Below are 21555 nucleotides of genomic sequence, written 5' to 3'. Positions count from 1 at the left end.
AGTCTTAAGCCTGGTGGCTGGTGACGTAATCGATAGCGGCTTGAACAGTAGTGATCTTCTCAGCTTCTTCGTCAGGGATTTCGGTCTCGAATTCCTCTTCCAGAGCCATCACCAGCTCAACGGTGTCAAGGGAATCGGCACCCAGATCTTCTACGAAGGAAGCAGTGTTCACGACTTCTTCTTCTTTAACGCCCAGTTGCTCGGCGACGATTTTCTTGACGCGTTCTTCGATGGTGCTCATACCTTGTTTTCACTCCTAATGGACATAAGTCAGGCAGCTGGCCAGTGTGCAAGTTTATAGGAAGGCTTCGGCATTTCAAGCTGAAAGCGTCGGCTCCCGATCACACTCACCCGCCACCTAGAATTTGGATGCAGCTTTATAACGGATTTTGAACGACACGTATGACATTTTTTTGAAGCAATCCGTCACATTTCACTTACATGTACATGCCGCCGTTGACCGGGATAGTAGCACCGGTCACATAGGCTGCACCTTCCGAGGCCAGGAAAGCCACCACTTTCGCGATTTCTTCGGCCTGGCCCAGGCGACCCAGAGGGATCTGGGTCTGCAAGGCTTCACGCTGCGCTTCAGGCAGCTCACGGGTCATGTCGGTGTCGATGAAACCAGGGGCCACCGAGTTGACCGTGATTGCACGCGAGCCCACTTCACGGGCCAGCGCGCGGCTGAAGCCCTCGAGGCCCGCCTTGGCAGCAGCGTAGTTCACCTGGCCGACGTTGCCCATGGCACCGACGACCGAACCAATGCTGATGATACGACCCCAGCGCGCCTTGGTCATGCCGCGCAGCACGCCCTTGGACAGCCGGTACAGGCTGTTGAGGTTGGTATCGATGACATCATGCCACTCATCATCCTTCATGCGCAGCATCAAATTGTCGCGGGTGATGCCGGCGTTGTTGACCAGGATGGTGGGTGCACCGAACTGTTCAGTGATGGTCGCCAGTACGGCGGCGACGGATTCGTCGCTGGTCACGTTCAGCTCGAGGCCGGTGCCCTGCACGCCGTTTTCCTTGAGGGTGGCGGCGATGCGCTCGGCGCCCGAGGCCGACGTGGCGGTACCGATGACGGTAGCGCCCATACGGCCCAGTTCCAGGGCGATAGCCTGGCCAATGCCACGGCTGGCGCCGGTAACCAGTGCAACTTTACCTTGCAGGCTCATGCAGGCTTCTCCTATTTCAGGCCTTCGCCGCCGCAACAGCGGCAGCGAACGCGTCTGGGGTATTCAGGTTTTCAGTGCTGACGCCATCGGCGCAGCGCTTGTTCAGGCCAGCCAGGACCTTGCCCGGGCCGCATTCGACCAGGCGCGGGGCGCCGTTGGCAGCCAGGTACTGCACCGACTCGACCCAGCGGACCGGCTTGTACAGCTGCTCCAGCAGGTCGCGCTTGAGGGTGTCCAGGTCTGCCGGCACCGCGGCGCTGACGTTCTGCACCACCGGGATCTGCGGGGCCTGCCAGTCGATGGCGTTGATCGACTCGGCGAAGCGTTCGGCAGCAGGCTTCATCAGCGCGCAGTGCGACGGCACGCTGACCGGCAGCGGCAGGGCGCGCTTGGCACCGGCCGCCTTGAGCAGCTCGATGGCACGCTCCACGGCAGCCGCCGAGCCGGCAATCACCACCTGGCCCGGGGAGTTGAAGTTCACCGCGCTGACCACCTCGCCCTGGGCCGCTTCGGCGCAGGCGTTGACCACTACGGCGTCGTCCAGGCCCAGGATGGCAGCCATGGCGCCCTGCCCAGCGGGCACGGCTTCTTGCATCAGTTGGCCACGGCGCTCCACCAGCTTGACCGCGTCAGCCAGGCTCAGGCAGCCAGCGGCCACCAGGGCGCTGTATTCGCCCAGGCTGTGGCCGGCGACGAATGCCGGGCGCTCGCCACCTTCGGCCAGCCACAGGCGCCACAAGGCCACCGAGGCGGCCAGGATGGCAGGCTGGGTCTTGTCAGTCTGGTTGAGGCTTTCTACCGGACCTTCCTGGATCAACGCCCACAGGTCGTAACCCAGCGCGTCGGAAGCTTCCTTGAACGTTTCCAGCACCAGCGGGTACTGGGCGCCCAGCTCGGCGAGCATGCCCAGGGACTGGGAACCTTGCCCTGGAAAGACAAATGCGAGGGATGCAGACATTTAACAAGCCCTTATTGATCTTGTCGTCGGAGAATTGACGTGCAACCGGAGTTGAACGCAAGAAACTGACAGTTGGATGACAGAGAGAACCGGGTGGTCACATTTAAGCACTCCTTGGCGGATATGCCTAAAGCAACAGATTTTCCAGCTGCCCGTGCAGGCGCTGGGGAAGATTTTCCTGAATTTCGGCCAACGCCCGCGAAATCGCGCTCTGGAAGCCCTGCACACCGGCCGAACCGTGGCTTTTCACCACGATGCCCTGCAGGCCCAGGAAGCTCGCGCCGTTGTGCCGCGCGGGCGCCAGGTCGGCCTGCAAGCGCTTGAGCAGCGGCATGGCCAGGGCACCGACGGCCCGCGACAGCAAATTGTGTCGAAACAATGCCTCGATGCGCCCGCTGATCATGGTCGCCAGGCCTTCGCTGGACTTGAGCAGCACGTTGCCGACAAAACCGTCGCACACCACCACGTCCGCCTCGCCGCGGTACACGCCATCGCCCTCGATGAAGCCGATGTAGTTCAACCCGCGCGCGCCCTGCAACAGGCTCGCAGCCAGCTTCACCTGCTGGTTGCCCTTGATGTCCTCGGTGCCGACGTTGAGCAGCGCCACCCGCGGGCGCACCACGCCCAGCGCCTCGGCGGCCACCGAGCCCATCACGGCGAACTGGAACAGGTGTTCGACGCTGCAATCGACGTTGGCGCCCAGGTCCAGCAACTGGCACGAGCCGGTTTGCGTGGGAATGGCGGCCACCATCGCCGGGCGATCGACGCCGGGCAAGGTCTTGAGCACGTGGCGCGACAAGGCCATCAGCGCACCGGTGTTGCCAGCACTCACGCACGCCTGCACCTTGCCGTCACGCAGCAACTCCAGCGCCACCCGCATCGAAGAGTCCGGCTTGCCACGCAAGGCCTGGGACGGCCGCTCGTCCATGCCGATGACTTCGCTGGCTGCAGCAATCTGCAGGCGCGCGCGATCCACACCGGGTTGGCTGGCGATCAATTCTTCAAGGAGTAGGGGGTGACCGACGAGGGTCAGGTACAGCGAGGGGGTAGCAGACAGGCAGGCAAGGCTGGCCTGGACAATGTTGCGGGGACCGAAGTCCCCGCCCATTGCGTCAATCGCGATGACTTGAGCGGACAAGGATTACTCGTCAGCGCCCTTGTCGATCACTTTACGGCCACGGTATACGCCTTCTGGCGAAACGTGGTGGCGCAGGTGTACTTCGCCAGTGGTCTTCTCGACCGACAGGGTGCTAGCCGACAGGGCGTCGTGCGAACGGCGCATGTCACGGGCAGAGCGGGATTTTTTGTTCTGCTGAACAGCCATAATTGATTAACTCCTAAACGTTTGGGTCACGCTTTAACTGCGCCAATACACTGAACGGGTTGGACCGCGTTACCTCGTCCTCGCTCGGCTCGGGCTCATCTGCGCCCGCCGGCTGCTGGCATTCTTCCGGATGATGAGCAGGCACAATGGGCAAGGCGAGCAGAAGCTCCTCCTCGATCAATGCCTGCAGATCCAAAGGATCTTCGCCCAGTTCCAGCACGTCATAACCTTTCGGTAACGACTGGGTATTTGCACCCTCCTTCACCACAGCATAACTGCATTCGCTGTGGATCGGCAGGGTGACCAGCTCAAGACAACGCTGGCATACCATCTTGACTTCGACGTCGAGATGGCTGTGGATAACCACGGCCTTTCGCTCGTCTCGTTCGAAAACGAATTTAGCCTGCACCGTACCGACATTGTCGGAAAGCGGGTCGCAGAGTCTCTCCAAATCGGATAATGGCAGCGAACCTTCAAGGGTTACGCCACGATCGGCCAATTTGCGCGGGTCAACGTGAGGTGGAATCGGGTCATTCAACATAGGCGCAGCATTCTAGGGACGACCCCCTCCCCTGTCAAAGGAAATTAGGCCCTAACCCAATGATAGAATGACCATTCATCCACAGGAGACCGCCATGCTGCCCTTGTTACTTGCCTCGAGCTCGCCTTACCGCCGGGAATTGCTGGGCCGCCTGCGCCTGCCCTTCACCTGCGCCAGCCCTGATATCGACGAGAGCCGCCTGGCGGACGAGCCCGCCGAAGCCCTGATCAAGCGCCTGGCCGAACAAAAAGCTCGCGCCCTGGCCCCCAGCCACCCCAGCCACCTGATCATCGGCTCCGACCAGGTGGCGGTGCTGGGCGAGCAGATCCTGGGCAAGCCCCACGATTTCGACCGCGCCTGCGCGCAACTGCTGGAAGCCAGCGGCACCAGCGTCACCTTCCTCACCGGCCTGGCGCTGCTCAACAGCGCCACAGGGCACTGCCAGGTGGATTGCGTGCCGTTTACCGTGGAGATGCGCGAGCTGGACCTGGCGACCATCCAGCGCTACCTGCGGGCCGAGCAACCCTACGATTGCGCGGGCAGCTTCAAGGCCGAAGGGCTGGGGGTGAGTTTGTTCAAGCGCACCCACGGGCCGGACGCGACCAGCCTGGTGGGGCTGCCGCTGATCCGGCTGGTGGATATGTTGTTGCAGGAAGGGGTGCAGGTGCCATAGATCGCCCGTAGCAGCGGCCGCAGGCCGCGTCACACCCCCCCCCTATTTCAACGCAACGAAGGACCGCTGAAGCCCATGTACAGCGCCAGCTTCTCCGCCACGCTGGCGCCCAGCTTCTTGGAGAAGCGGTCCAGGGCCGAATCCTCGACAGTGAAGTCGACCAACTCCTTCTCGCCCACCACCTCGCGCGCCACGTAGCTGGCGTTGCCCAGACCGTCGATCAGCCCCAGCGGCAGCGCCTGCTCGCCCGACCAGATCAGGCCGGAGAACATCTCCGGATGCTCCTTGTCCTTCAGGCGGTCGCCACGCCCCTGCTTCACCACCGAGATGAACTGGTTGTGCGTGGTATCCAGCACACCCTGCCAGAACTTGGTCTCGTCCGGCTTGGCCGGCTGGAACGGGTCGAGGAACGACTTGTGCTCACCCGAGGTGTAGGCGCGACGCTCCACGCCCAGCTTCTCCATGGTGCCGACGAAGCCGTAGCCGGCCGCCGTCACGCCAATGGAACCCACCAGGCTGGCCTTGTCGGCGTAGATCTGGTCGGCGGCGCTGGCGATGTAGTAGGCGCCCGAGGCACCCAGGTCACTGATCACCGCGTACAGCTTGGTGTCCGGGTGTTCCTTGCGCAGCCGATGAATCTCGTCGACCACGTAGCCAGCCTGCACCGGGCTGCCGCCAGGGCTATTGATGCGCAGCACCACGGCCTTGACCTTGGGGTCTTCGAAGGCGGCGCGCAGGCTGCCGATGATGTTGTCGGCGCTGGCTGCTTCCTGATCGGCGATCACCCCTCGCACCTCGATCAACGCGGTGTAATGGGAGCCGCGCGTGGCACTCTTTTCCATGTCCATCAGCGGCGTGAACGCGGCAAAGGCCAGGAACAGGTAAACGAAGGTCAGCAGCTTGAAGAAAATCCCCCAGCGCCGGGTCCGCCGATGCTCGATGACATTGGCTTGCAACGTCCTTTCCAGCAATTGCCAGCTCTTGTCATCACCACGCTTTTCGGCGTCGGGCGCTTTCCATTCATCAGACATCGTTCAGCTCCCTCGGGAAAAATTCAATTCGTCGAACTGGCCAACCACTCATGCAATTGGCTGAAACGCTCGATGGCCAGCACCGGCTCATGCACCAGCAGCGCCTCCAGCGGCATCGCCCCGTAACCCACGGCCACGGCATCCATGCCCGCGTTGCGCGCCATCAGCAGGTCGAACGCCGCATCCCCCACCATCAGCGCGCGTTCGCGCGGCACCTGGCAGTGGGCGAGGATTTCTTCCAGCATCAGCGGGTGCGGCTTGCTGCGGGTTTCATCGGCGGCCCGGGTAATGTCGAAGTACGCTTCCCAGCCGTGCGCCTTGAGCACCCGATCCAGGCCGCGACGCGCCTTGCCCGTGGCCACCGCCAGGCGGTAACCCTGGGCACGGAAGGCTTCCAGCGCCTCCGGCACGCCAGGGAACAGCGCCGACGGCTCGACATCCATGGCCATGTAGCAATCGGCATAGTGTTGACGAAAAGCTACGACCTGGCTGTCATCCATTTCCGGATACAGCGTAAGAATTGCCTCTGGCAACGCCAGGCCGATGATGCCCTTGATCGCTTCGTCGCTGCGCTCGGCATAACCCGCGGCGCGCGCCGCCACTTTCATGGCCTCGACAATCCGACCAATGGAATCGGACAGAGTGCCGTCCCAGTCGAAGATCAGCAGGTCATAGTCACGGCGCACTGGCGAGGCGCTCCACGGTCTTGGCCCACATTTCGTCCACCGGCGCCTCGAGCTTCAGCGCGCCGCCATCGGGCAGCGGCACGGTCAGGGCGTAGGCATGCAGGAACAGGCGTTTGCCGCCCAGGTCGCGGATTTCCTTGCTGAACTCCTCGTCGCCGTACTTGCTGTCACCCGCAATGCTGTGACCGGCATGCAGGGCGTGCACGCGAATCTGGTGGGTGCGACCGGTGATCGGCCGGGCCTCGACCATGGTGGCGAAGTCGCCGAAGCGGCGCAGCACCTTGAACAGGGTCAGGGCTTCTTTGCCCTCTTCGTCGATCTCGACCATGCGTTCGCCCGAACGCAGGTTGCTCTTCTGTAGCGGCGCGTTGACCTGCTTGCGCGCCGAATCCCAGCGGCCGCGCACCAGCGCCATGTAGCGCTTGTCGACGCCATCGCCACGCAGGGCGGCGTGCAGGTGGCGCAACATGCTGCGCTTCTTGGCGATCATCAGCAGCCCGGAGGTGTCGCGGTCCAGGCGGTGCACCAGCTCCAGTTCCTTGGTATCAGGGCGCAACTGACGGAAGGCTTCGATCACCCCGTAGTTCAGGCCGCTGCCGCCGTGTACGGCAATGCCGGCCGGCTTGTTGATCACCAGCAGGCCCTTGTCCTCGTACACGATCGAGGCTTCCAGGCGCTGCAGCAGGCCCTGGGCCAGCGGCACGGGCTCGTCGCGCTCGGGCAGGCGCACAGGTGGAATACGGATAATGTCCCCGGCCTGCAACTTGTATTCGGGCTTGATGCGCCCCTTGTTCACCCGCACTTCGCCTTTGCGAAGGATGCGGTAGACCAAGGTTTTGGGCACGCCCTTGAGTGCAGTGATGAGGAAATTGTCGATTCTTTGGCCGGCATATTCCGGCGCAACCTCGAGCAGCTGGACGCCGGAGGTTGGAGGGGTTGTAGTCGTCATTCCTCCATAATAACAATTTTTTATGGATTTGAAGCACTTAATGATTGCTGCTATAGTCGCGAACGCCGCCAAAAGTGGCGGGCAAGCGGATATGCGGTAGTAGACCGGCCCTTGCCAACGCAATTCATGAGGACGCGAGGCCGTCCGACGGGGTTTTTGCTTGATTACGGGGTGGTACGCAACGTAACCGGCGCAGATGTGAGAAGACCGAGAGAAAGCCAAAAAGAGCGGTGTTTTTGCACTCATTTTCAGTTTTTTTTCGATGCCACTCTCATCCCACGCGGTCGTTGTCATCCGGTAACGGCGAATGCTTCGGAAACACAAAGCCTTAGCCATAAATGCGCCAGCACCCCATCGGTGCTTGCGATAAATGCCAACCCGTTGCGGATTCAGCGCGCGGCAGCACCCGAATTATCAGGGATACGTGTAGGGTGGAGATGCACAATCGTCGGACCGTGTAGCACCGCGTCATGTCGAGTACTGCCACAGGCGCCTCACGACACGACCCGGGCTTGATTCAGACGCCTACCGGCGTCCACGCAGGACAATTGATTCCTCCTCCTGACTGAGTGCTTTTGACACCACAGCAAGCAGGACGCGTCGTCGCGACTTCATCCCCGTTGGATGAACCTCGCTAGACACTGCAGTGGCCTCGCCCCTGCTGACGCACCTGACACCGACCGTGAGAAGTCGTGTGTGCCGAACGCCGTTTCCGGCAGCCCGGAAACCGACGGTACTACATGAAAAGAATGCTGATTAACGCAACCCAACCTGAAGAGTTGCGCGTTGCACTGGTAGACGGCCAGCGCCTCTACGACCTGGACATCGAGTCCGGCGCCCGCGAGCAGAAGAAGGCCAACATCTACAAGGGCCGGATCACTCGCATCGAACCGAGCCTGGAAGCCGCCTTCGTCGACTTCGGCTCCGAGCGTCACGGCTTCCTGCCACTCAAAGAAATCTCCCGCGAATACTTCAAGAAATCCCCTGAAGGCCGCGTCAACATCAAGGACGTCCTGAGCGAAGGCCAGGAAGTCATCGTCCAGGTCGAAAAAGAAGAACGTGGCAACAAGGGCGCCGCCCTGACCACCTTCATCAGCCTGGCCGGTCGTTACCTGGTGCTGATGCCCAACAACCCACGTGCCGGCGGCATCTCGCGCCGCATCGAAGGCGAAGAGCGCAACGAACTGCGCGAAGCGCTGAACGGCCTGGTAGCCCCGGCCGACATGGGCCTGATCGTGCGCACTGCCGGCCTGGGCCGCAGCAGCGAAGAGATGCAGTGGGACCTGGACTACCTGCTGCAACTGTGGACCGCGATCAAGGAAGCTTCCCTGGACCGTTCCGCGCCTTTCCTGATCTACCAGGAAAGCAACGTCATCATCCGCGCCATCCGCGACTACCTGCGCCAGGACATCGGCGAAGTGCTGATCGACAGCGTCGAGGCCCAGGAAGAAGCCCTGACCTTCATCCGCCAGGTGATGCCGCAGTACGCCAGCAAGATCAAGCTGTACGAAGACAGCGTGCCGCTGTTCAACCGTTTCCAGATCGAAAGCCAGATCGAGACCGCCTTCCAGCGCGTGGTCGAACTGCCGTCCGGCGGCTCGATCGTGATCGACCCGACCGAAGCCCTGGTGTCCATCGACATCAACTCGGCGCGCGCCACCAAAGGCAGCGACATCGAAGAAACCGCCCTGCAGACCAACCTGGAAGCGGCCGAAGAGATCGCTCGCCAACTGCGCCTGCGTGACATCGGCGGCCTGATCGTGATCGACTTCATCGACATGACCCCGGCCAAGAACCAGCGCGCCGTGGAAGAAAAAGTCCGCGAATGCCTGGAAGCCGACCGCGCCCGCGTGCAGATCGGCCGCATCTCGCGCTTCGGCCTGCTGGAAATGTCCCGTCAGCGCCTGCGTCCATCCCTGGGCGAAAGCAGCGGCATCGTCTGCCCACGCTGCAACGGCACCGGCATCATCCGTGACGTCGAATCGCTGTCGCTGGCCATCCTGCGCCTGATCGAAGAAGAAGCCCTGAAGGACCGCACCGCCGAGGTCCGCGCCCAGGTGCCGATCCCGGTCGCCGCGTTCCTGCTGAACGAAAAGCGCAACTCGATCACCAAGATCGAACTGCGCACCCGCGCCCGCATCGTGATCCTGCCGAACGACCACCTGGAAACCCCGCATTTCGAAGTGCAGCGCCTGCGCGACGACAGCCCGGAAGCCCAGAGCGCCCAGTCGAGCTACGAGATCGCTGCCGCCGAAGTCGAAGAAGCCCAGCCAGTGGCCGCCACCCGCACCCTGGTACGCCAGGAAGCCGCGGTCAAGACCGCCCCGCCGCGCACTTCCGCGCCGGTGCCGGTTGAAGCCCCGGCTGCACCTGCCGCCCCGGTTGCGCCGGCGCCAGTCGTGCCTGAGCCAAGCCTGTTCAAGGGCCTGGTGAAGTCGCTGGTCAGCCTGTTCGCCACCAAGGAAGAGCCTGCTGCCCCGGTCGTGGTTGAAAAACCAGCCGCTCCAGAGCGCCCACAGCGCAACGAAGAGCGCCGCAACGGCCGTCAGCAGAGCCGCAGCCGTAACGGCCGCCGCGACGAAGACCGCAAGCCGCGCGAAGAGCGTGCGCCACGTGAAGAACGTGCACCGCGCGAAGCCCGCGAGGACGCCCCGGCCGCCCGTGAAGAACGTGCTCCACGGCAGCCGCGCGAGCCGCGTGCACCGCGTGAAGACCGTCGCAGCCGTGAAGACCGCCCGGTCCGCGAACTGCGCGAGCCGCTGGACGCCGTAGCCCCGGCCGTACGTGAAGAGCGCCCTGAGCGCGCGCCACGTGAAGAACGCGCCCCACGCGAAGAGCGTGCACCGCGTGAAGAACGCGCCCCGCGTGAGGAACGTGCGCCACGTGAAGAGCGCGCCCCTCGCGAAGAGCGTGCTCCACGCGAAGAACGTGCCCCACGTGAAGAGCGTGCCCCACGCGAAGAACGCGCCCCACGCGAAGAGCGTGCGCCACGTGAAGAACGTGCCCCGCGCGAGCGCGTGCTGCGTCCCGAGCAGGTTGAAGGTGAAGCCGTAGCCGTGGCCGCCGTTGCCGCTACCGTGGCTGCAGCCGAAGCCGACGAGGCACTGCCGAGCAACGAAGAGCTGCTGCAGGACGAGAACCAGGAAGGCACCGACGGCGAACGCCCTCGCCGCCGCTCCCGTGGCCAGCGTCGCCGCAGCAACCGTCGTGAGCGCCAGCGTGACGCCAACGGCAACGTGGTTGAAGGCAGCGAAGAAGGCCAGGAAGAAGGCACCGAGCCATCGGGCGCCGAACTGGCTGCCGGCCTGGCCGTGACCGAAGCCGTCGCCCACAGCGAGATCAGCGCCCCGGCCGAAGCCGAAGCCGCCGTTCAAGCCGAGCGCGCCACTGCTGCGGTAGAAGAGCCAGCTGCTGTTGGGGCGCCTGTTGAAGCCCCTGCTGAAGTGGCTGTGCAAGCTGCCGCTGAAGTGATCGAGGCCCCGGCCCCGGTTGTCGAAGCCGCTGAAGAAGCTGCTGCTCCGGTGGTTCACGCCGAAGTGGTTGCCGACCAGCCGGTCGAAGTGACCCCAGTGGTCGAGACCCCAGCCAGCGAAGCACCGGTTGAAGTCACCCCAGTGGTTGAACCTGCCCCGGTAGTCGAAGCCAAGCCTGAGCCTGAAGCGTTCGCCGCCCCGGTGGTTGAGCAGCCTTCCTTCGTGTTCGAGGCGCCAGCGCCGAAGACCGTCGAAGAAGCTGCCGCCCCTGTGGTCGACATCCAGCCTGAGCCGATTGCCGAGGTGGTGGAAGCCGCCCCTGCGCCAGTGGTCGAAGCTGCCCCTGTGGTTGAAGCTGCGGTTGAGCCGGTTGTCGAAGCCCAGCCCGAAGTGGTTGCCGAGCCTGTAGTGGAAGCCCCGGCCGTAGTGCTGGCCAGCAACGGCCGCGCGCCGAACGACCCACGTGAAGTGCGTCGCCGCAAGCGTGAAGCCGAAGCCGCCGCCGCTGCAGCCGCCGCTGCCGCCCAGGCCGCCGAAGCTGCACACGCGCCACACGCAGTAGAAGAGCAGCACGAGCACAAGCCGTTCGTCTGACCTTGAAGCGTTAAAAAAGCCCCCGCTGCAGCAATGCAGCGGGGGCTTTTTTTCGTCTATCGATTACACCTGTAGCAGCGGCCGCAGGCCGCGTCATGGCCCCTACGGTGTGCCTGGTTCACCGCATGAAGCAGACGCCGCCTGGCGGCAGCTGCTACGGGCGCGCCGACCTGTAGCGTCACAGGGGCCGCAAAAGGTCAGAAGGCAGGTCGATATCGCGATAGATGCCAGGGTCGGCAACCGCGATCTCGACGACCGTCGCCCCCGCAAACAACCGCCGCGCCCCCTGGTCGCCACTCAGGCCCTTCAAGCCAGCCGCAAAAGCGCTGCCAAAGGCCACTGGATGCCCATAGCCGTGCCCTGCAACCGGCACGCAGATGATTTGATCGTGAACAGCCATCGACACCTGTCGGCAGGTATCGGGCCGAATGAACGGCATGTCGCCCAACACCACTAGCCAGCCAGCCGCCAATGGCGCCGCCGCGACGGCAGCCGCCAGGCTGTCACCCATGCCGGGAGAGGGAACAAGGATGACCTGGAAGCCATGCAGGCGACCCAGCTCGGCGATTTCCGGACGATCCGGGCGCGTGACCAGCACCCGCTCGCCGGGCAGCCCATCGAGGCTGCGCAGGGTCTGCGCCAGCACGGGGCGCTCGACCCCGTCCAGGCCAGGGCATGGCGCCAGCAGCTTGCTCTGCCCCGCCCCCGCCTGCGCCTGCGCCTGGAAGCGCGCGCCCTGCCCCGCTGCCAATACCACGATGCACGGTGTCACGCTGGCGCCTCCAGGTTGGCTTCAGTAGAGGTTCGGCTCCATCTCCAGCGCCACACCGAAGCGCTGGAGGATATCGGCCTGGATACGCATGGCCAGGCCATGCAGTTGCTGCCCGGTGGCCGCGCCATAGTTGACCAGCACCAGCGATTGCAGGCGATGCACGCCGGCATCACCGTCGCGGAAGCCTTTCCAGCCTGCGCGCTCGATCAGCCAACCCGCGGCCAGCTTGACCTGGCCATCGGCCTGGGGATAGCCCACCAGGTCAGGGTGCTCGGCCTTGATCCGTTCGGCCAGCGCTGCCGGCACCACCGGGTTCTTGAAGAAACTGCCGGCATTGCCCAGCTCGGCAGGATCAGGCAGCTTCTCCCGACGAATGCTGCAGATCGCCGCGCTCACATCAGTGGGCGTCGGCGCCTCGATGCCTTGCTCGGCCAGGCGCTGGCGCACCGGGCCGTAGTCCAGGTGCAGCTGCGCCGCGCGGGCCAGGGTGAAGCGCACGCGCAGGATCAGCCAACGCCCAGGCTCGCGCTTGAACAGGCTGTCACGGTAGCCAAAGGCGCACTCGGCCAGGCTGAAGTCACGCAGCGCGCCGGTGTGGCGGTCCAGGGCGGTGAGGCCGTGGAACACGTCCTTGATCTCGACGCCATAGGCGCCGATGTTCTGCATGGGCGCCGCGCCTACGGTGCCGGGGATCAGGCTGAGGTTCTCCAGCCCGGCCAGGCCCATGGCCAGGGTTTGCAGGACAAACGGGTGCCACGGCTCACCGGCCTCGGCCTCGATCACCAGCTGCTGGCCATCATCGGCAAGCACGCGCACGCCGGTGCTGGCCATGCGCATCACCAACTGCTGCACGTCGGCGGTCAGCAGCAGGTTGCTGCCCCCGCCAATGGGCAGCACCGGCACCTGGCACTCCTTGGCCCAGGCCAGCGCCTGGCGCACCTGGTCGTCGCTGTCGACTTCGACGAACCAGCGTGCCTTGACGTCGATGCCAAAGGTGTTGAACGGCTTGAGCGATACCTGCTCACGGATCTGCAGGCTCATAGCCGCCCCTTCAATTCATTGACCAGGCCGGCGCACGCCAGCTCGATCAGGTCCAATACCTGCTCGAAGCCCTGCTCGCCGCCGTAATACGGGTCGGGCACCTCGTCCACCGCGCCGTCGTAACGGCGCAGGAACAGGTCCAGTTCGGCACGGCCGTTGGCCGGCTGCAGGCGCTTGAGGTTGCCCAGGTTGCTGTGGTCCATCGCCAGGATCAGGTCATAGCGGCCGAAATCGGCAGCACTGACCTGCTGGGCGCGCTGGGCCGACAGGTCGTAGCCGCGGCGCAGGGCCGCGGCACGGGTGCGGCTGTCCGGCGGCTTGCCCACGTGCCAGTCGCCGGTGCCGGCCGACGCCACCTGCACCTGCTCGGCCAGGCCGGCCGCGCGCAACTGATGGCGCAGCACGCCTTCGGCGGTGGGCGAGCGGCAGATATTGCCCAGGCACACGAACAGGACGCGCATCACGCCTCCAGCAGGCGCCGTACGCGCTCCAGGTCCTGCGGGGTGTCGACACCGGCAGGCGGTGCTTCGACGGCGTCGGCGACGTGGATGCGCACGCCGTGCCACAGGGCACGCAGTTGCTCCAGGCGCTCGGTCTCTTCCAGCCAGCAGGGGCCCCAGGCCACGAAGTCCTGCAGGAAGCCGGCGCGGTAGGCGTAGATGCCAATGTGGCGACGGAACGGCACGCCGGCAGGCAGGCTGTCACGGTCGTTGGCGAACTGGTCGCGGGCCCACGGCAGCGTGGCGCGGCTGAAGGTCAGCGCCAGGCCATTGAGGTCGGCGACCACTTTCACCACGTTGGGGTTGAACAGCGATTCGACGTCCTCGATGGGCTCGGCCAGGGTGGCCATGCCCGCTTCGGCGTGGGCGGCCAGGTTGGCGGCCACCTGGTCGATCACCGCCGGTGGAATCAGCGGCTCGTCGCCCTGTACGTTGACCACGATGGCATCGGCAGCCAGGCCCAGGGCCTGGGCCACTTCGGCCAGGCGGTCGGTGCCCGACTCATGGTCGGCACGGGTCAGCAGCACTTCGGCGCCGAAGGCCTGGCAGGCTTCGACGATGCGCGCATCGTCAGTGGCGACCACCACGCGCTGGGCCGCGCTCTTGCGCGCCTGTTCCCAGACATGCTGGACCATCGGCTTGCCGGCGATCAGCTGCAGTGGCTTGCCCGGCAGGCGCGTTGAAGAGAAACGCGCCGGAATGACAACCGTGAACGCCTGGCTCATTTATCCAGGCGCTCTTCGTCGGTCAGGGTGCGTGCTTCGCTTTCCAGCATCACCGGGATGCCGTCGCGGATCGGGTAGGCCAGGCCAGCGCCCTTGCTGATCAGCTCGGTCTTGTCGGCGCTGAGTTTCAGCGGGCCCTTGCAGATTGGGCAGGCGAGGATGTCGAGCAGTTTGGTGTCCATGTTAGGTCCTTGGCAAAAGAGCAAGCGTGAAGCGAAAAGGGTCAGGTACGCGCCAGCAGGCTGGGCAGGCGGGCGTCGAACCAGGCGACGAAGCCCGGCGAGGGCTGTGCGTCGACGGCCAGGTACCACCAGTCGTCCCGGGCGAAGGCGCGGCATTTGACGGCGTCCTTCTCGGTCATGACCAGCGGCAGCGACGGGCTGAACGTCAGCGCCGCCAGGCTGTATTCGGCGTGGTCGGCGAATGCGTGGGCCTGTGGCCGCCAGTGTAGCGCCTGCAGGGTATTGAAGAAACGTTGCGGGTTGCCGATGCCGGCTACCGCATGCACGGCCTGGCCGGGGGCGAACAGGTCGAGGCCGCGGCGCTCGCCGGTCAGCACGTTGACCAGCGCGATAGGTTGCAGGGTGAAGGCGAAACCCTGGTCGCGGTCCTGCTCGGCGCCGTTGAACAGCACGGCATCCACCGTCTGCAAGCGCTCGACGGGTTCGCGCAGTGGGCCGGCGGGCAGGCAGCGCTGGTTGCCCAGGCCGCGGGCGGCATCGATCAGCACCAGCTCCAGGTCACGGGCCAGGCGGTAATGCTGCAGGCCGTCGTCGGAGAGAATCAGGTCCAGCGGCTCGGCCGCCGTCAGCGCCTGCACGGCACGGCTGCGGTCGGGGTCGATCATCAGGGGCACGCCGCTGCGCTGCACGATGAGCAGCGGCTCGTCACCGGCCATCGCCGCGTTGTCGCTGGCGCCAACGCGCCACGGCAGCTGCGGCGGCTTGGCACCGTAGCCACGGCTGACCACGCCGACCTTGAGGCCCTGGCGCCGGCAGTGCTCGATCAGCCAGAGAATCATCGGCGTCTTGCCGGTGCCACCGACGGTGACGTTGCCCACCACCAGCACCGGCACCGGGGAACGGTAGATAGTGCCCTCCCCGCGCAAGAAACGCTGGCGCTTGCCAGCCACGACGCGGCGGTACAGGCACTCCAGCGGGCGCAGCAGCGCCAGCGCCGGGTGACCGTTATACCAGGCCGCCAACATGCGATCGGAAAAGGCCATCAGTTGTTCGCCTGCGCCTCGACCGTGGTCATGCTCAGGTGGCTGAAGCCCAGCTTGCCGGCGGCGTCCATGGCGGTGATCACCGCCTGGTGCGGGGTCTTGCCGTCGGCGCTGATCGACAGCGGCAACTTGCTGTCGCCGCCAGACTCTGCCTGCAAGGCATCCATCAGGGTGTTCAGGTCACTCTTGGGCAGCAGCTTGTTGTTCACCGAGTAGACGCCGTCGGCGCTGATGGCGATGTCCAGGGTCTTGCCGGCGTCCTGCTCGGGGCTGCCGCTGACAGCTTCGGGCAGGTCCACGCGCAGCTGCGTCTGCTTGGTGAAGGTGGTGGTGACCACGAAGAACAGCAGCAACACGAACACCACGTCGATCAGCGACACCAGGTTGATGTCGATCTGCTCTCGTTGCTTGCGGCGGAACTTCACGCTTTGTCCTCGGCCAGATCGACCTCGCGGTCACCCTGCACCATTTCCACCAGCTTGATCGCTTCCTGCTCCATGCCCACCACCAGCTCGTCGATGCGGCGTTGCAGGAAACGGTGGAAGAACACCGCCGGGATACCCACCATCAGGCCCGAGGCGGTGGTCACCAGCGCCTTGGAGATACCACCGGCCAGCACCGCCGGGTTAGTGGCCATGTTGGTGCCCATGAACGAGCTGAAGATTTCGATCATGCCCAGCACGGTACCCAGCAGGCCCAGCAGCGGCGCCATGGCGGCGATGGTGCCCAGGGTGCTGATGTAGCGTTCCATTTCGTGAATGACGCGGGCCGCGGCCTCCTCGATGCATTCCTTCATGATTTCGCGGCCATGGCGCGAGTTGGCCAGGCCCGCGGCGAGAATTTCACCCAGCGGCGAATCGGCGCGCAGCTCCTTGAGCTTTTCCTTGTCCAGCTGCTTGTCGCGGATCCAGCGCCAGACCTGACCCAGCAGGTGCGGCGGGGTCACGCGGCTGGCACGCAAGGTCCACAAGCGCTCGGCGGTGATGCCCAGCGCGGCAATGGAACTCAGAATGATCGGCAACATCATCCAGCCGCCGGATTTGACCAATTCCCACACAGTAAGGACCCCCTCGAAAAAGTTCGCCACTCTAACATAGGGGGGCCGGGGGTCGTAGACCGTCATGTCGGGTCACGCCAGAAGCGCCGCCGCTCGCGCTCGCCACGCACCCCGTCGAAGCGCCCCAGGCGCAGGTGCAGCGCACCCTGCACGGCGTTGTCGTGGACTTCGATGCCGTTGGCGCGGTAACGCTCGACCACCAGCGGGTGCGGATGCCCGAACGAGTTGTTATGGCCGCGGGAAATAAGCGCGCCGCGCGGTTTCATGGCCGTCAGCAGCAGTTGCGATGACGAGGTGCGGCTGCCGTGGTGCGGCGACTGCAACCAGTGCCCGGCCAGGTCCAGGCCACTGGCCACCAACGCACGCTCGGCAGCGGCGTCGATATCCCCACCCAACAGCAGCTTCTCGCCATTCGCCTCCACCAGCAGCACGCAGGACGACGGATTGCTCTCCCGCGCCGCCGCCCAGCGCCACACGGTGAACTGCACCCCATCCCACTGCCACTGGTGCCCGGCCTCGCAGGGCTGCGCGCCCAGCTGCGCCGGCAATTGCCCAGCCTCGCCGCTCCACACTGCGGCCACCGGCACCCCGCGCATCACCGCCGGGGCGCCACCGGCGTGGTCCATGTGCGCGTGACTGATCAGCATCAGGTCCAGGCGCCGCACGCCCAGGCCATGCAGGTTGGGCAACACCACCCGCTCACCGGCGTCCTGCCCCGGCGTGCGCGGGCCGGTGTCGTACAACAGTGCGTGATTGCGCGTACGCACCAGCACCGCCAGGCCTTGCCCCACGTCCAGCTGGGTCACCTGGGCCTGGCCATGGGGCACTGACGCCTGGGGCGGCAGCGCCGCCAGCAGCACCAGCGGCCAGCCCAGCGGACGCAAGGGCATGCCAGCTGGCAGCAACAGCAGCAACGTGCCGGCCACCACCAGCAGCCACACGCCCAGGGGCAACGCCGGCGGCAACCACGCCGGCACCCGCGCCGCCAACCAGCCCAGGGCGTCGAACAACACGGTCAGCAGGCCGCCCGCCAGCCACAGCAGCCCTTCCCCCACCCACGGCAGCGGCAGCAACAGGGCGCCCAGCAGCGCCGTGGGCAACACCGCCAGGCTCACCCACGGCACCGCCAGCAGATTGGCCAGCGGGCCGCCGAGGCTCACGGGCAACCCCAGCGCCAGCATCGCCGGCAGCAAACCCACGGCCATCAGCCACTGCGCGCGGGTCCAGGCGCGCCACCACGGCCAGGCACCCAGCCTGCCGGAAAACACCAGCATCAACACCGCCACCGCCGCGAACGACAGCCAGAACCCAGGCAGCAGGCTCACCAGTGGGTCGCTCAGCAACACCGCGTTCAACGCCACCAGCAGCGGCAGCCACACCCCCAGGTGGCGGAAGCGCAAGCGCCACAACAGCACCAGCCCGAGCATGATGCACGCCCGCCGCACCGGCACCTGGAACCCGGCCAGCAGCCCGTAGCCCAGTGCTGCGGCGAAGGCCAGGCCACACGCCCAGGGCAGCCAGGGCAGCGCCCGCGGCCACAGCCCGAAACGCGCCAGCGCTGCCACGAGGCCGTAGACCAGGCCGACCAGCAGGCCGATGTGCGTGCCGGAAATCACCAGCAGGTGCACGGTGCCAGTGGCTTGCAGCACGTTCCATTGCTCGCGACTGATGCCCGAACCGTCGCCCATCACCAGCGCCACCAGCACGCCCTGGTAGCCCTGGGCATCCACCGCCAGCAGGCGTTGGCGCAGGCCGTCGCGCCAGGCTCCTTGCGCCGGGGCCTGCAGCTGGCCATCCTTGACGCTGCCGGTGGCGCCGATGCGCCGGGCCAGCATCCAGGCTTCGGCATCCAGGCCCGCCGGGCTGACCAGCCCCCGCGGCCGCTTCAACGTCACCGCCAGGCGCCAGCGCTCACCGGCATTGACCAGCGGCCCGTTGAACCACGACAGGCGCACCGTGGCTGGCAGGGCATGGCGCCGCGCCTGCGGGTCGCTCACCTCGAAACGCACGGAGGCGCCCTGGTTGTCCGGCAGCCCGCTGACTCGCCCCTCCAGCCACAGGGTCTGGCCATCCAAGGCGGGCGACAGACGGTCATCCAGCGCACGCTGCCCTTGCCAGGCCGCCCAGGCCAGGCCCAGCACCAGCAGCCCCAGGCGCGCCCAACGCCACCAGCACAGCGCCAGGCCCAGCGCCACGAGCCCCAGCAACAGCGGGGTGCCTGGCAGCACCGGGAGAAAACGCAGCGCCACCAGGCCCGTGGCCAGTGCCAGCATCGCAGTACGCATACACTCATCCTTGAGCAGCAGGGCGACCAGCATCCGCGCAAACCCGGGGAAGCGCTGCTCAATATTTGTCACAAAGTCTGAACGGAGCTGTCAGCAAAGCCGGGCATACTGAGGGCCACCCTCCCTGCCCGCGCCGCGAGAACCTGGATGCCACGCCGCCTGTTCAAACGCTACATGCCCGACCCCGAGCGCTTGCGCGGCAACAAGTCGCTACGCTTTCTCGGGCGCCTGTTGCATGACCCGAACCTGTGGCACCTGAACCGCCGGGGGGTGTCCCGGGCCATGGCGGTGGGGCTGTTCGCCGCTTTCCTGCCCATTCCCTTGCAGATGCTGGTGGCGGCCGCGCTGGCGGCGCTGGTGCGTGGCAACCTGGCCATTGCGGTGAGCCTGGTATGGCTGACCAACCCGCTGACCATGGCGCCGGTGTTCTTCGTCACCTACCAGGTGGGGGCATGGCTGATGGGCACGCCGCCGCGCAGCCTGCCGGACGACCTGAGCTGGGAATGGGTGAGCAGCCAGCTGGCCACCTTGTGGCAGCCGTTCGTGCTGGGGTCAGTGGTGACGGGGCTAGTGATGGGCGCCCTGGGATACGTGGCCACCCAGGGCTACTGGCGCTGGTGGGTGGCCCGCCAATGGCGCCGCCGCCACCCCGTAGCAGCTGCCGCAGGCGGCGTCCGGGGTCGGCGCGGCGCCAGATGATGCGCGGCGCCGGGGGACGCGGCCTTTGGCCGCTGCTACGGGGGAGCGGTGCTTAACTGCGCATGCCGCGGCCGCTGACCAGCAGGCGCGCACAGCCGATGTACAGCACCACCGTGGCCACCAGCATGAACGCCACCGCGATGCTGATGCGGATGTCCGACACGCCCAGAATGCCGTAGCGGAAGGCGTTGACCATGTGCAACACCGGGTTCACCAGCGACACGGTCTGCCAGAACGGCGGCAGCAGGGTAATGGAGTAGAACACCCCGCCCAGGTAGGTCAGCGGCGTCAGCACGAAGGTCGGGATGATGGAAATATCATCGAAGTTGCGCGCAAACACCGCGTTGATGAAGCCCAGCAGCGAGAAAATCGTCGCCGTCAGGATCACCACCAGCAGGGTGATGCCCAGGTGGTGCACCTGCAGGTGGGTGAAGAACAGCGACAGCAGCGTGACGATGATGCCCACCATCAAGCCGCGCAACACGCCACCGATCACGTAGCCGGTCAGAATGATGTGCGGCGACACCGGCGACACCATCAGCTCCTCGATGGAGCGCTGGAACTTGCTGCCGAAGAAGCTCGACACCACGTTGCCATAGGAGTTGGTGATCACCGACATCATGATCAGCCCCGGCACGATGTACTCCATGTAGGTGAAGCCACCCATGCCGCCGATCTGTCGGCCGATCAGGTTACCGAAGATCACGAAATACAGGACCATGGTGATGGCCGGGGGCAGCAGGGTCTGCGGCCAGATGCGCATGAAACGGCGCACTTCGCGGTAGACGATGGTGTTCAACGCGACCCAGTTGGCTTTGACTTCGAAACTCATACGGCCACCTTCGCCAGGTTTTTCTCCACCAGGGACACGAACAGCTCCTCCAGCCGGTTGGTTTTGTTGCGCAGGCTCAGCACCTCGATGTGTTTCAAGGCCAACTGGCCGAACAGCGCGGTAATGCCCACTTCCTTGTCCACCTGCACCTCCAGGGTGTGCGGGTCAATCAACCGGCAAGGGTAACCCTCGAGCACGGGCGCCTCGGCCAGGTCGGCCTTGAGGTCCAGCAGGAAGGTCTCCACGTGCAACTTGCCCAGCAGGTTGCGCATGCTGGTGTTCTCGACGATGGTGCCGTGGTCGATGATGCCGATGTTGCGGCACAGCTGCTCGGCCTCCTCCAGGTAATGCGTGGTGAGGATGATGGTGGTGCCCTGCTGGTTCAGCTCGGTGAGGAAGCTCCACATCGACCGGCGCAGCTCGATGTCCACGCCCGCGGTGGGCTCGTCGAGAATCAGCAGGCGCGGGTTGTGGATGAGTGCGCGGGCGATCATCAGCCGCCGCTTCATGCCGCCCGACAGCGACCGCGAGGGCACGTCGCGCTTGTCCCACAGGCCCAGCTGGGTCAGGTATTGCTCCGAGCGTTCCTTGGCGATGCGCGGCGGGATGCCGTAGTAGCCCGCCTGGGTCACGACGATGTCGAAGGTCTTCTCGAACTGGTTGAAGTTGAACTCCTGGGGCACCACGCCGATGCTGCGCTTGAGCGCCGCCGGGTCGCGATCCAGGTCGTGGCCGAAGATATTCACCGTGCCACTGGTCTTGTTCACCAGGGTGGAGAGAATGCCGATGGTGGTGGACTTGCCAGCGCCGTTGGGCCCCAGCAATGCGAAGAAGTCGCCTTCGGCAACGTCCAGGTCAATGCCCTTGAGGGCCTGGAAACCGTTGCCGTAGGTCTTGGTCAGCTGCCGGATGGACAGAGCAGAACTCATAGTTGAACCATGCACCGAAAAAAGAAAGGAAGGGTCGATAAACCTTAATAAAGACGCCGATCACCGTCACAAGGTGCGGCGGG

The 21555-nt window shown here is 65.2% G+C and carries 23 protein-coding genes; 3 read left to right on the top strand and 20 right to left on the bottom strand.

Going from position 1 to position 21555, the window contains the following annotated elements:
* Window positions 1-4: 4 nt before the first annotated feature.
* The 6 genes from acpP to AC0J42_RS08630 form a co-directional block, all read right to left on the bottom strand.
* Window positions 5-241, bottom strand: a complete 237-nt coding sequence (acpP, locus tag AC0J42_RS08655) for an acyl carrier protein (protein WP_003175607.1) — start codon at window positions 239-241, stop codon at window positions 5-7.
* 196 nt (window positions 242-437) lie between these two features.
* A complete protein-coding gene (fabG, locus tag AC0J42_RS08650; protein WP_416423146.1) occupies window positions 438-1178 on the bottom strand; it encodes a 3-oxoacyl-ACP reductase FabG in 741 nt (246 codons plus the stop codon).
* Window positions 1179-1194: 16 nt separating this feature from the next.
* On the bottom strand, window positions 1195-2136 hold the full coding sequence (fabD, locus tag AC0J42_RS08645) for an ACP S-malonyltransferase (protein ID WP_416423145.1): 942 nt from the start codon (window positions 2134-2136) through the stop codon (window positions 1195-1197).
* 127 nt (window positions 2137-2263) lie between these two features.
* Window positions 2264-3274 (bottom strand): phosphate acyltransferase PlsX, encoded by a 1011-nt coding sequence (gene plsX / locus AC0J42_RS08640; protein ID WP_473005850.1) that lies wholly within the window; start codon window positions 3272-3274, stop codon window positions 2264-2266.
* Window positions 3275-3277: 3 nt separating this feature from the next.
* Entirely contained in the window at window positions 3278-3460 is a 183-nt protein-coding gene (gene rpmF, locus AC0J42_RS08635) for a 50S ribosomal protein L32 (RefSeq protein WP_008375086.1), read from the bottom strand.
* A gap of 13 nt (window positions 3461-3473) precedes the next feature.
* On the bottom strand, window positions 3474-4001 hold the full coding sequence (locus tag AC0J42_RS08630; RefSeq protein ID WP_158155984.1) for a YceD family protein: 528 nt from the start codon (window positions 3999-4001) through the stop codon (window positions 3474-3476).
* A 94-nt stretch (window positions 4002-4095) separates the two neighbouring features.
* Between AC0J42_RS08630 and AC0J42_RS08625 the strand changes: the two genes are divergently transcribed.
* Window positions 4096-4674 (top strand): Maf family protein, encoded by a 579-nt coding sequence (locus tag AC0J42_RS08625; RefSeq protein ID WP_473005849.1) that lies wholly within the window; start codon window positions 4096-4098, stop codon window positions 4672-4674.
* A 47-nt stretch (window positions 4675-4721) separates the two neighbouring features.
* Here AC0J42_RS08625 and AC0J42_RS08620 read toward each other — a convergent pair whose 3' ends face one another.
* The 3 genes from AC0J42_RS08620 to rluC are packed head-to-tail and all read right to left on the bottom strand — an operon-like array spanning window position 4722 to window position 7340.
* Window positions 4722-5705: a S49 family peptidase gene (locus AC0J42_RS08620; RefSeq protein ID WP_473005848.1), complete on the bottom strand. Its 984-nt coding sequence runs from the start codon at window positions 5703-5705 to the stop codon at window positions 4722-4724.
* 23 nt (window positions 5706-5728) lie between these two features.
* Complete coding sequence (locus AC0J42_RS08615; protein WP_473005847.1) at window positions 5729-6391, bottom strand: HAD-IA family hydrolase; 663 nt, start codon at window positions 6389-6391, stop codon at window positions 5729-5731.
* Complete coding sequence (rluC, locus tag AC0J42_RS08610; RefSeq protein WP_416423140.1) at window positions 6381-7340, bottom strand: 23S rRNA pseudouridine(955/2504/2580) synthase RluC; 960 nt, start codon at window positions 7338-7340, stop codon at window positions 6381-6383. Before rluC ends, AC0J42_RS08615 begins: the two co-directional genes overlap by 11 nt.
* Before the next feature lie 740 nt (window positions 7341-8080).
* Between rluC and rne the strand changes: the two genes are divergently transcribed.
* Complete coding sequence (rne, locus tag AC0J42_RS08605; protein WP_473005846.1) at window positions 8081-11407, top strand: ribonuclease E; 3327 nt, start codon at window positions 8081-8083, stop codon at window positions 11405-11407.
* A gap of 178 nt (window positions 11408-11585) precedes the next feature.
* On the opposite strand, the gene AC0J42_RS08600 is transcribed toward rne, so the two are convergent.
* From AC0J42_RS08600 to AC0J42_RS08560, 9 genes are all read right to left on the bottom strand, one after another.
* Window positions 11586-12179, bottom strand: a complete 594-nt coding sequence (locus AC0J42_RS08600; RefSeq protein WP_473005845.1) for a nucleotidyltransferase family protein — start codon at window positions 12177-12179, stop codon at window positions 11586-11588.
* Window positions 12180-12200: 21 nt separating this feature from the next.
* Complete coding sequence (gene murB, locus AC0J42_RS08595; protein ID WP_473005844.1) at window positions 12201-13220, bottom strand: UDP-N-acetylmuramate dehydrogenase; 1020 nt, start codon at window positions 13218-13220, stop codon at window positions 12201-12203.
* Complete coding sequence (locus tag AC0J42_RS08590) at window positions 13217-13681, bottom strand: low molecular weight protein-tyrosine-phosphatase (protein ID WP_473005842.1); 465 nt, start codon at window positions 13679-13681, stop codon at window positions 13217-13219. Before AC0J42_RS08590 ends, murB begins: the two co-directional genes overlap by 4 nt.
* Complete coding sequence (gene kdsB / locus AC0J42_RS08585) at window positions 13681-14445, bottom strand: 3-deoxy-manno-octulosonate cytidylyltransferase (RefSeq protein WP_416423135.1); 765 nt, start codon at window positions 14443-14445, stop codon at window positions 13681-13683. The genes AC0J42_RS08590 and kdsB overlap by 1 nt, the downstream gene beginning before the upstream one ends.
* Window positions 14442-14627, bottom strand: a complete 186-nt coding sequence (locus AC0J42_RS08580) for a Trm112 family protein (protein ID WP_027977460.1) — start codon at window positions 14625-14627, stop codon at window positions 14442-14444. Before AC0J42_RS08580 ends, kdsB begins: the two co-directional genes overlap by 4 nt.
* Window positions 14628-14668: 41 nt before the next feature.
* A complete protein-coding gene (gene lpxK / locus AC0J42_RS08575; protein WP_473005841.1) occupies window positions 14669-15670 on the bottom strand; it encodes a tetraacyldisaccharide 4'-kinase in 1002 nt (333 codons plus the stop codon).
* A complete protein-coding gene (locus AC0J42_RS08570) occupies window positions 15670-16095 on the bottom strand; it encodes an ExbD/TolR family protein (protein WP_416423133.1) in 426 nt (141 codons plus the stop codon). Before AC0J42_RS08570 ends, lpxK begins: the two co-directional genes overlap by 1 nt.
* The gene (locus tag AC0J42_RS08565; protein WP_473005840.1) at window positions 16092-16727 is read right to left on the bottom strand and encodes a MotA/TolQ/ExbB proton channel family protein; all 636 of its coding nucleotides are present in this window, start codon (window positions 16725-16727) and stop codon (window positions 16092-16094) included. Before AC0J42_RS08565 ends, AC0J42_RS08570 begins: the two co-directional genes overlap by 4 nt.
* A 62-nt stretch (window positions 16728-16789) precedes the next feature.
* On the bottom strand, window positions 16790-19012 hold the full coding sequence (locus AC0J42_RS08560) for a DNA internalization-related competence protein ComEC/Rec2 (RefSeq protein WP_473005839.1): 2223 nt from the start codon (window positions 19010-19012) through the stop codon (window positions 16790-16792).
* Window positions 19013-19159: 147 nt separating this feature from the next.
* On the opposite strand from AC0J42_RS08560, the gene AC0J42_RS08555 reads away from it, so the two are divergent.
* On the top strand, window positions 19160-19711 hold the full coding sequence (locus AC0J42_RS08555) for a DUF2062 domain-containing protein (RefSeq protein WP_473005837.1): 552 nt from the start codon (window positions 19160-19162) through the stop codon (window positions 19709-19711).
* A 52-nt stretch (window positions 19712-19763) separates the two neighbouring features.
* Here the strand turns inward: AC0J42_RS08555 and AC0J42_RS08550 are convergent, their stop codons facing one another.
* Both AC0J42_RS08550 and AC0J42_RS08545 read right to left on the bottom strand, forming a co-directional pair.
* Complete coding sequence (locus AC0J42_RS08550) at window positions 19764-20543, bottom strand: ABC transporter permease (protein ID WP_416423129.1); 780 nt, start codon at window positions 20541-20543, stop codon at window positions 19764-19766.
* Entirely contained in the window at window positions 20540-21472 is a 933-nt protein-coding gene (locus AC0J42_RS08545; RefSeq protein ID WP_416423128.1) for an ABC transporter ATP-binding protein, read from the bottom strand. The genes AC0J42_RS08550 and AC0J42_RS08545 overlap by 4 nt, the downstream gene beginning before the upstream one ends.
* Window positions 21473-21555 lie beyond the last annotated feature (83 nt).

It is taken from the genome of Pseudomonas sp. Tav-5-1A, assembly GCF_055755055.1.
The sequence above is the reverse complement of the archived record's forward strand: the minus strand, read 5'-3'. Positions and strand labels throughout refer to the sequence as shown.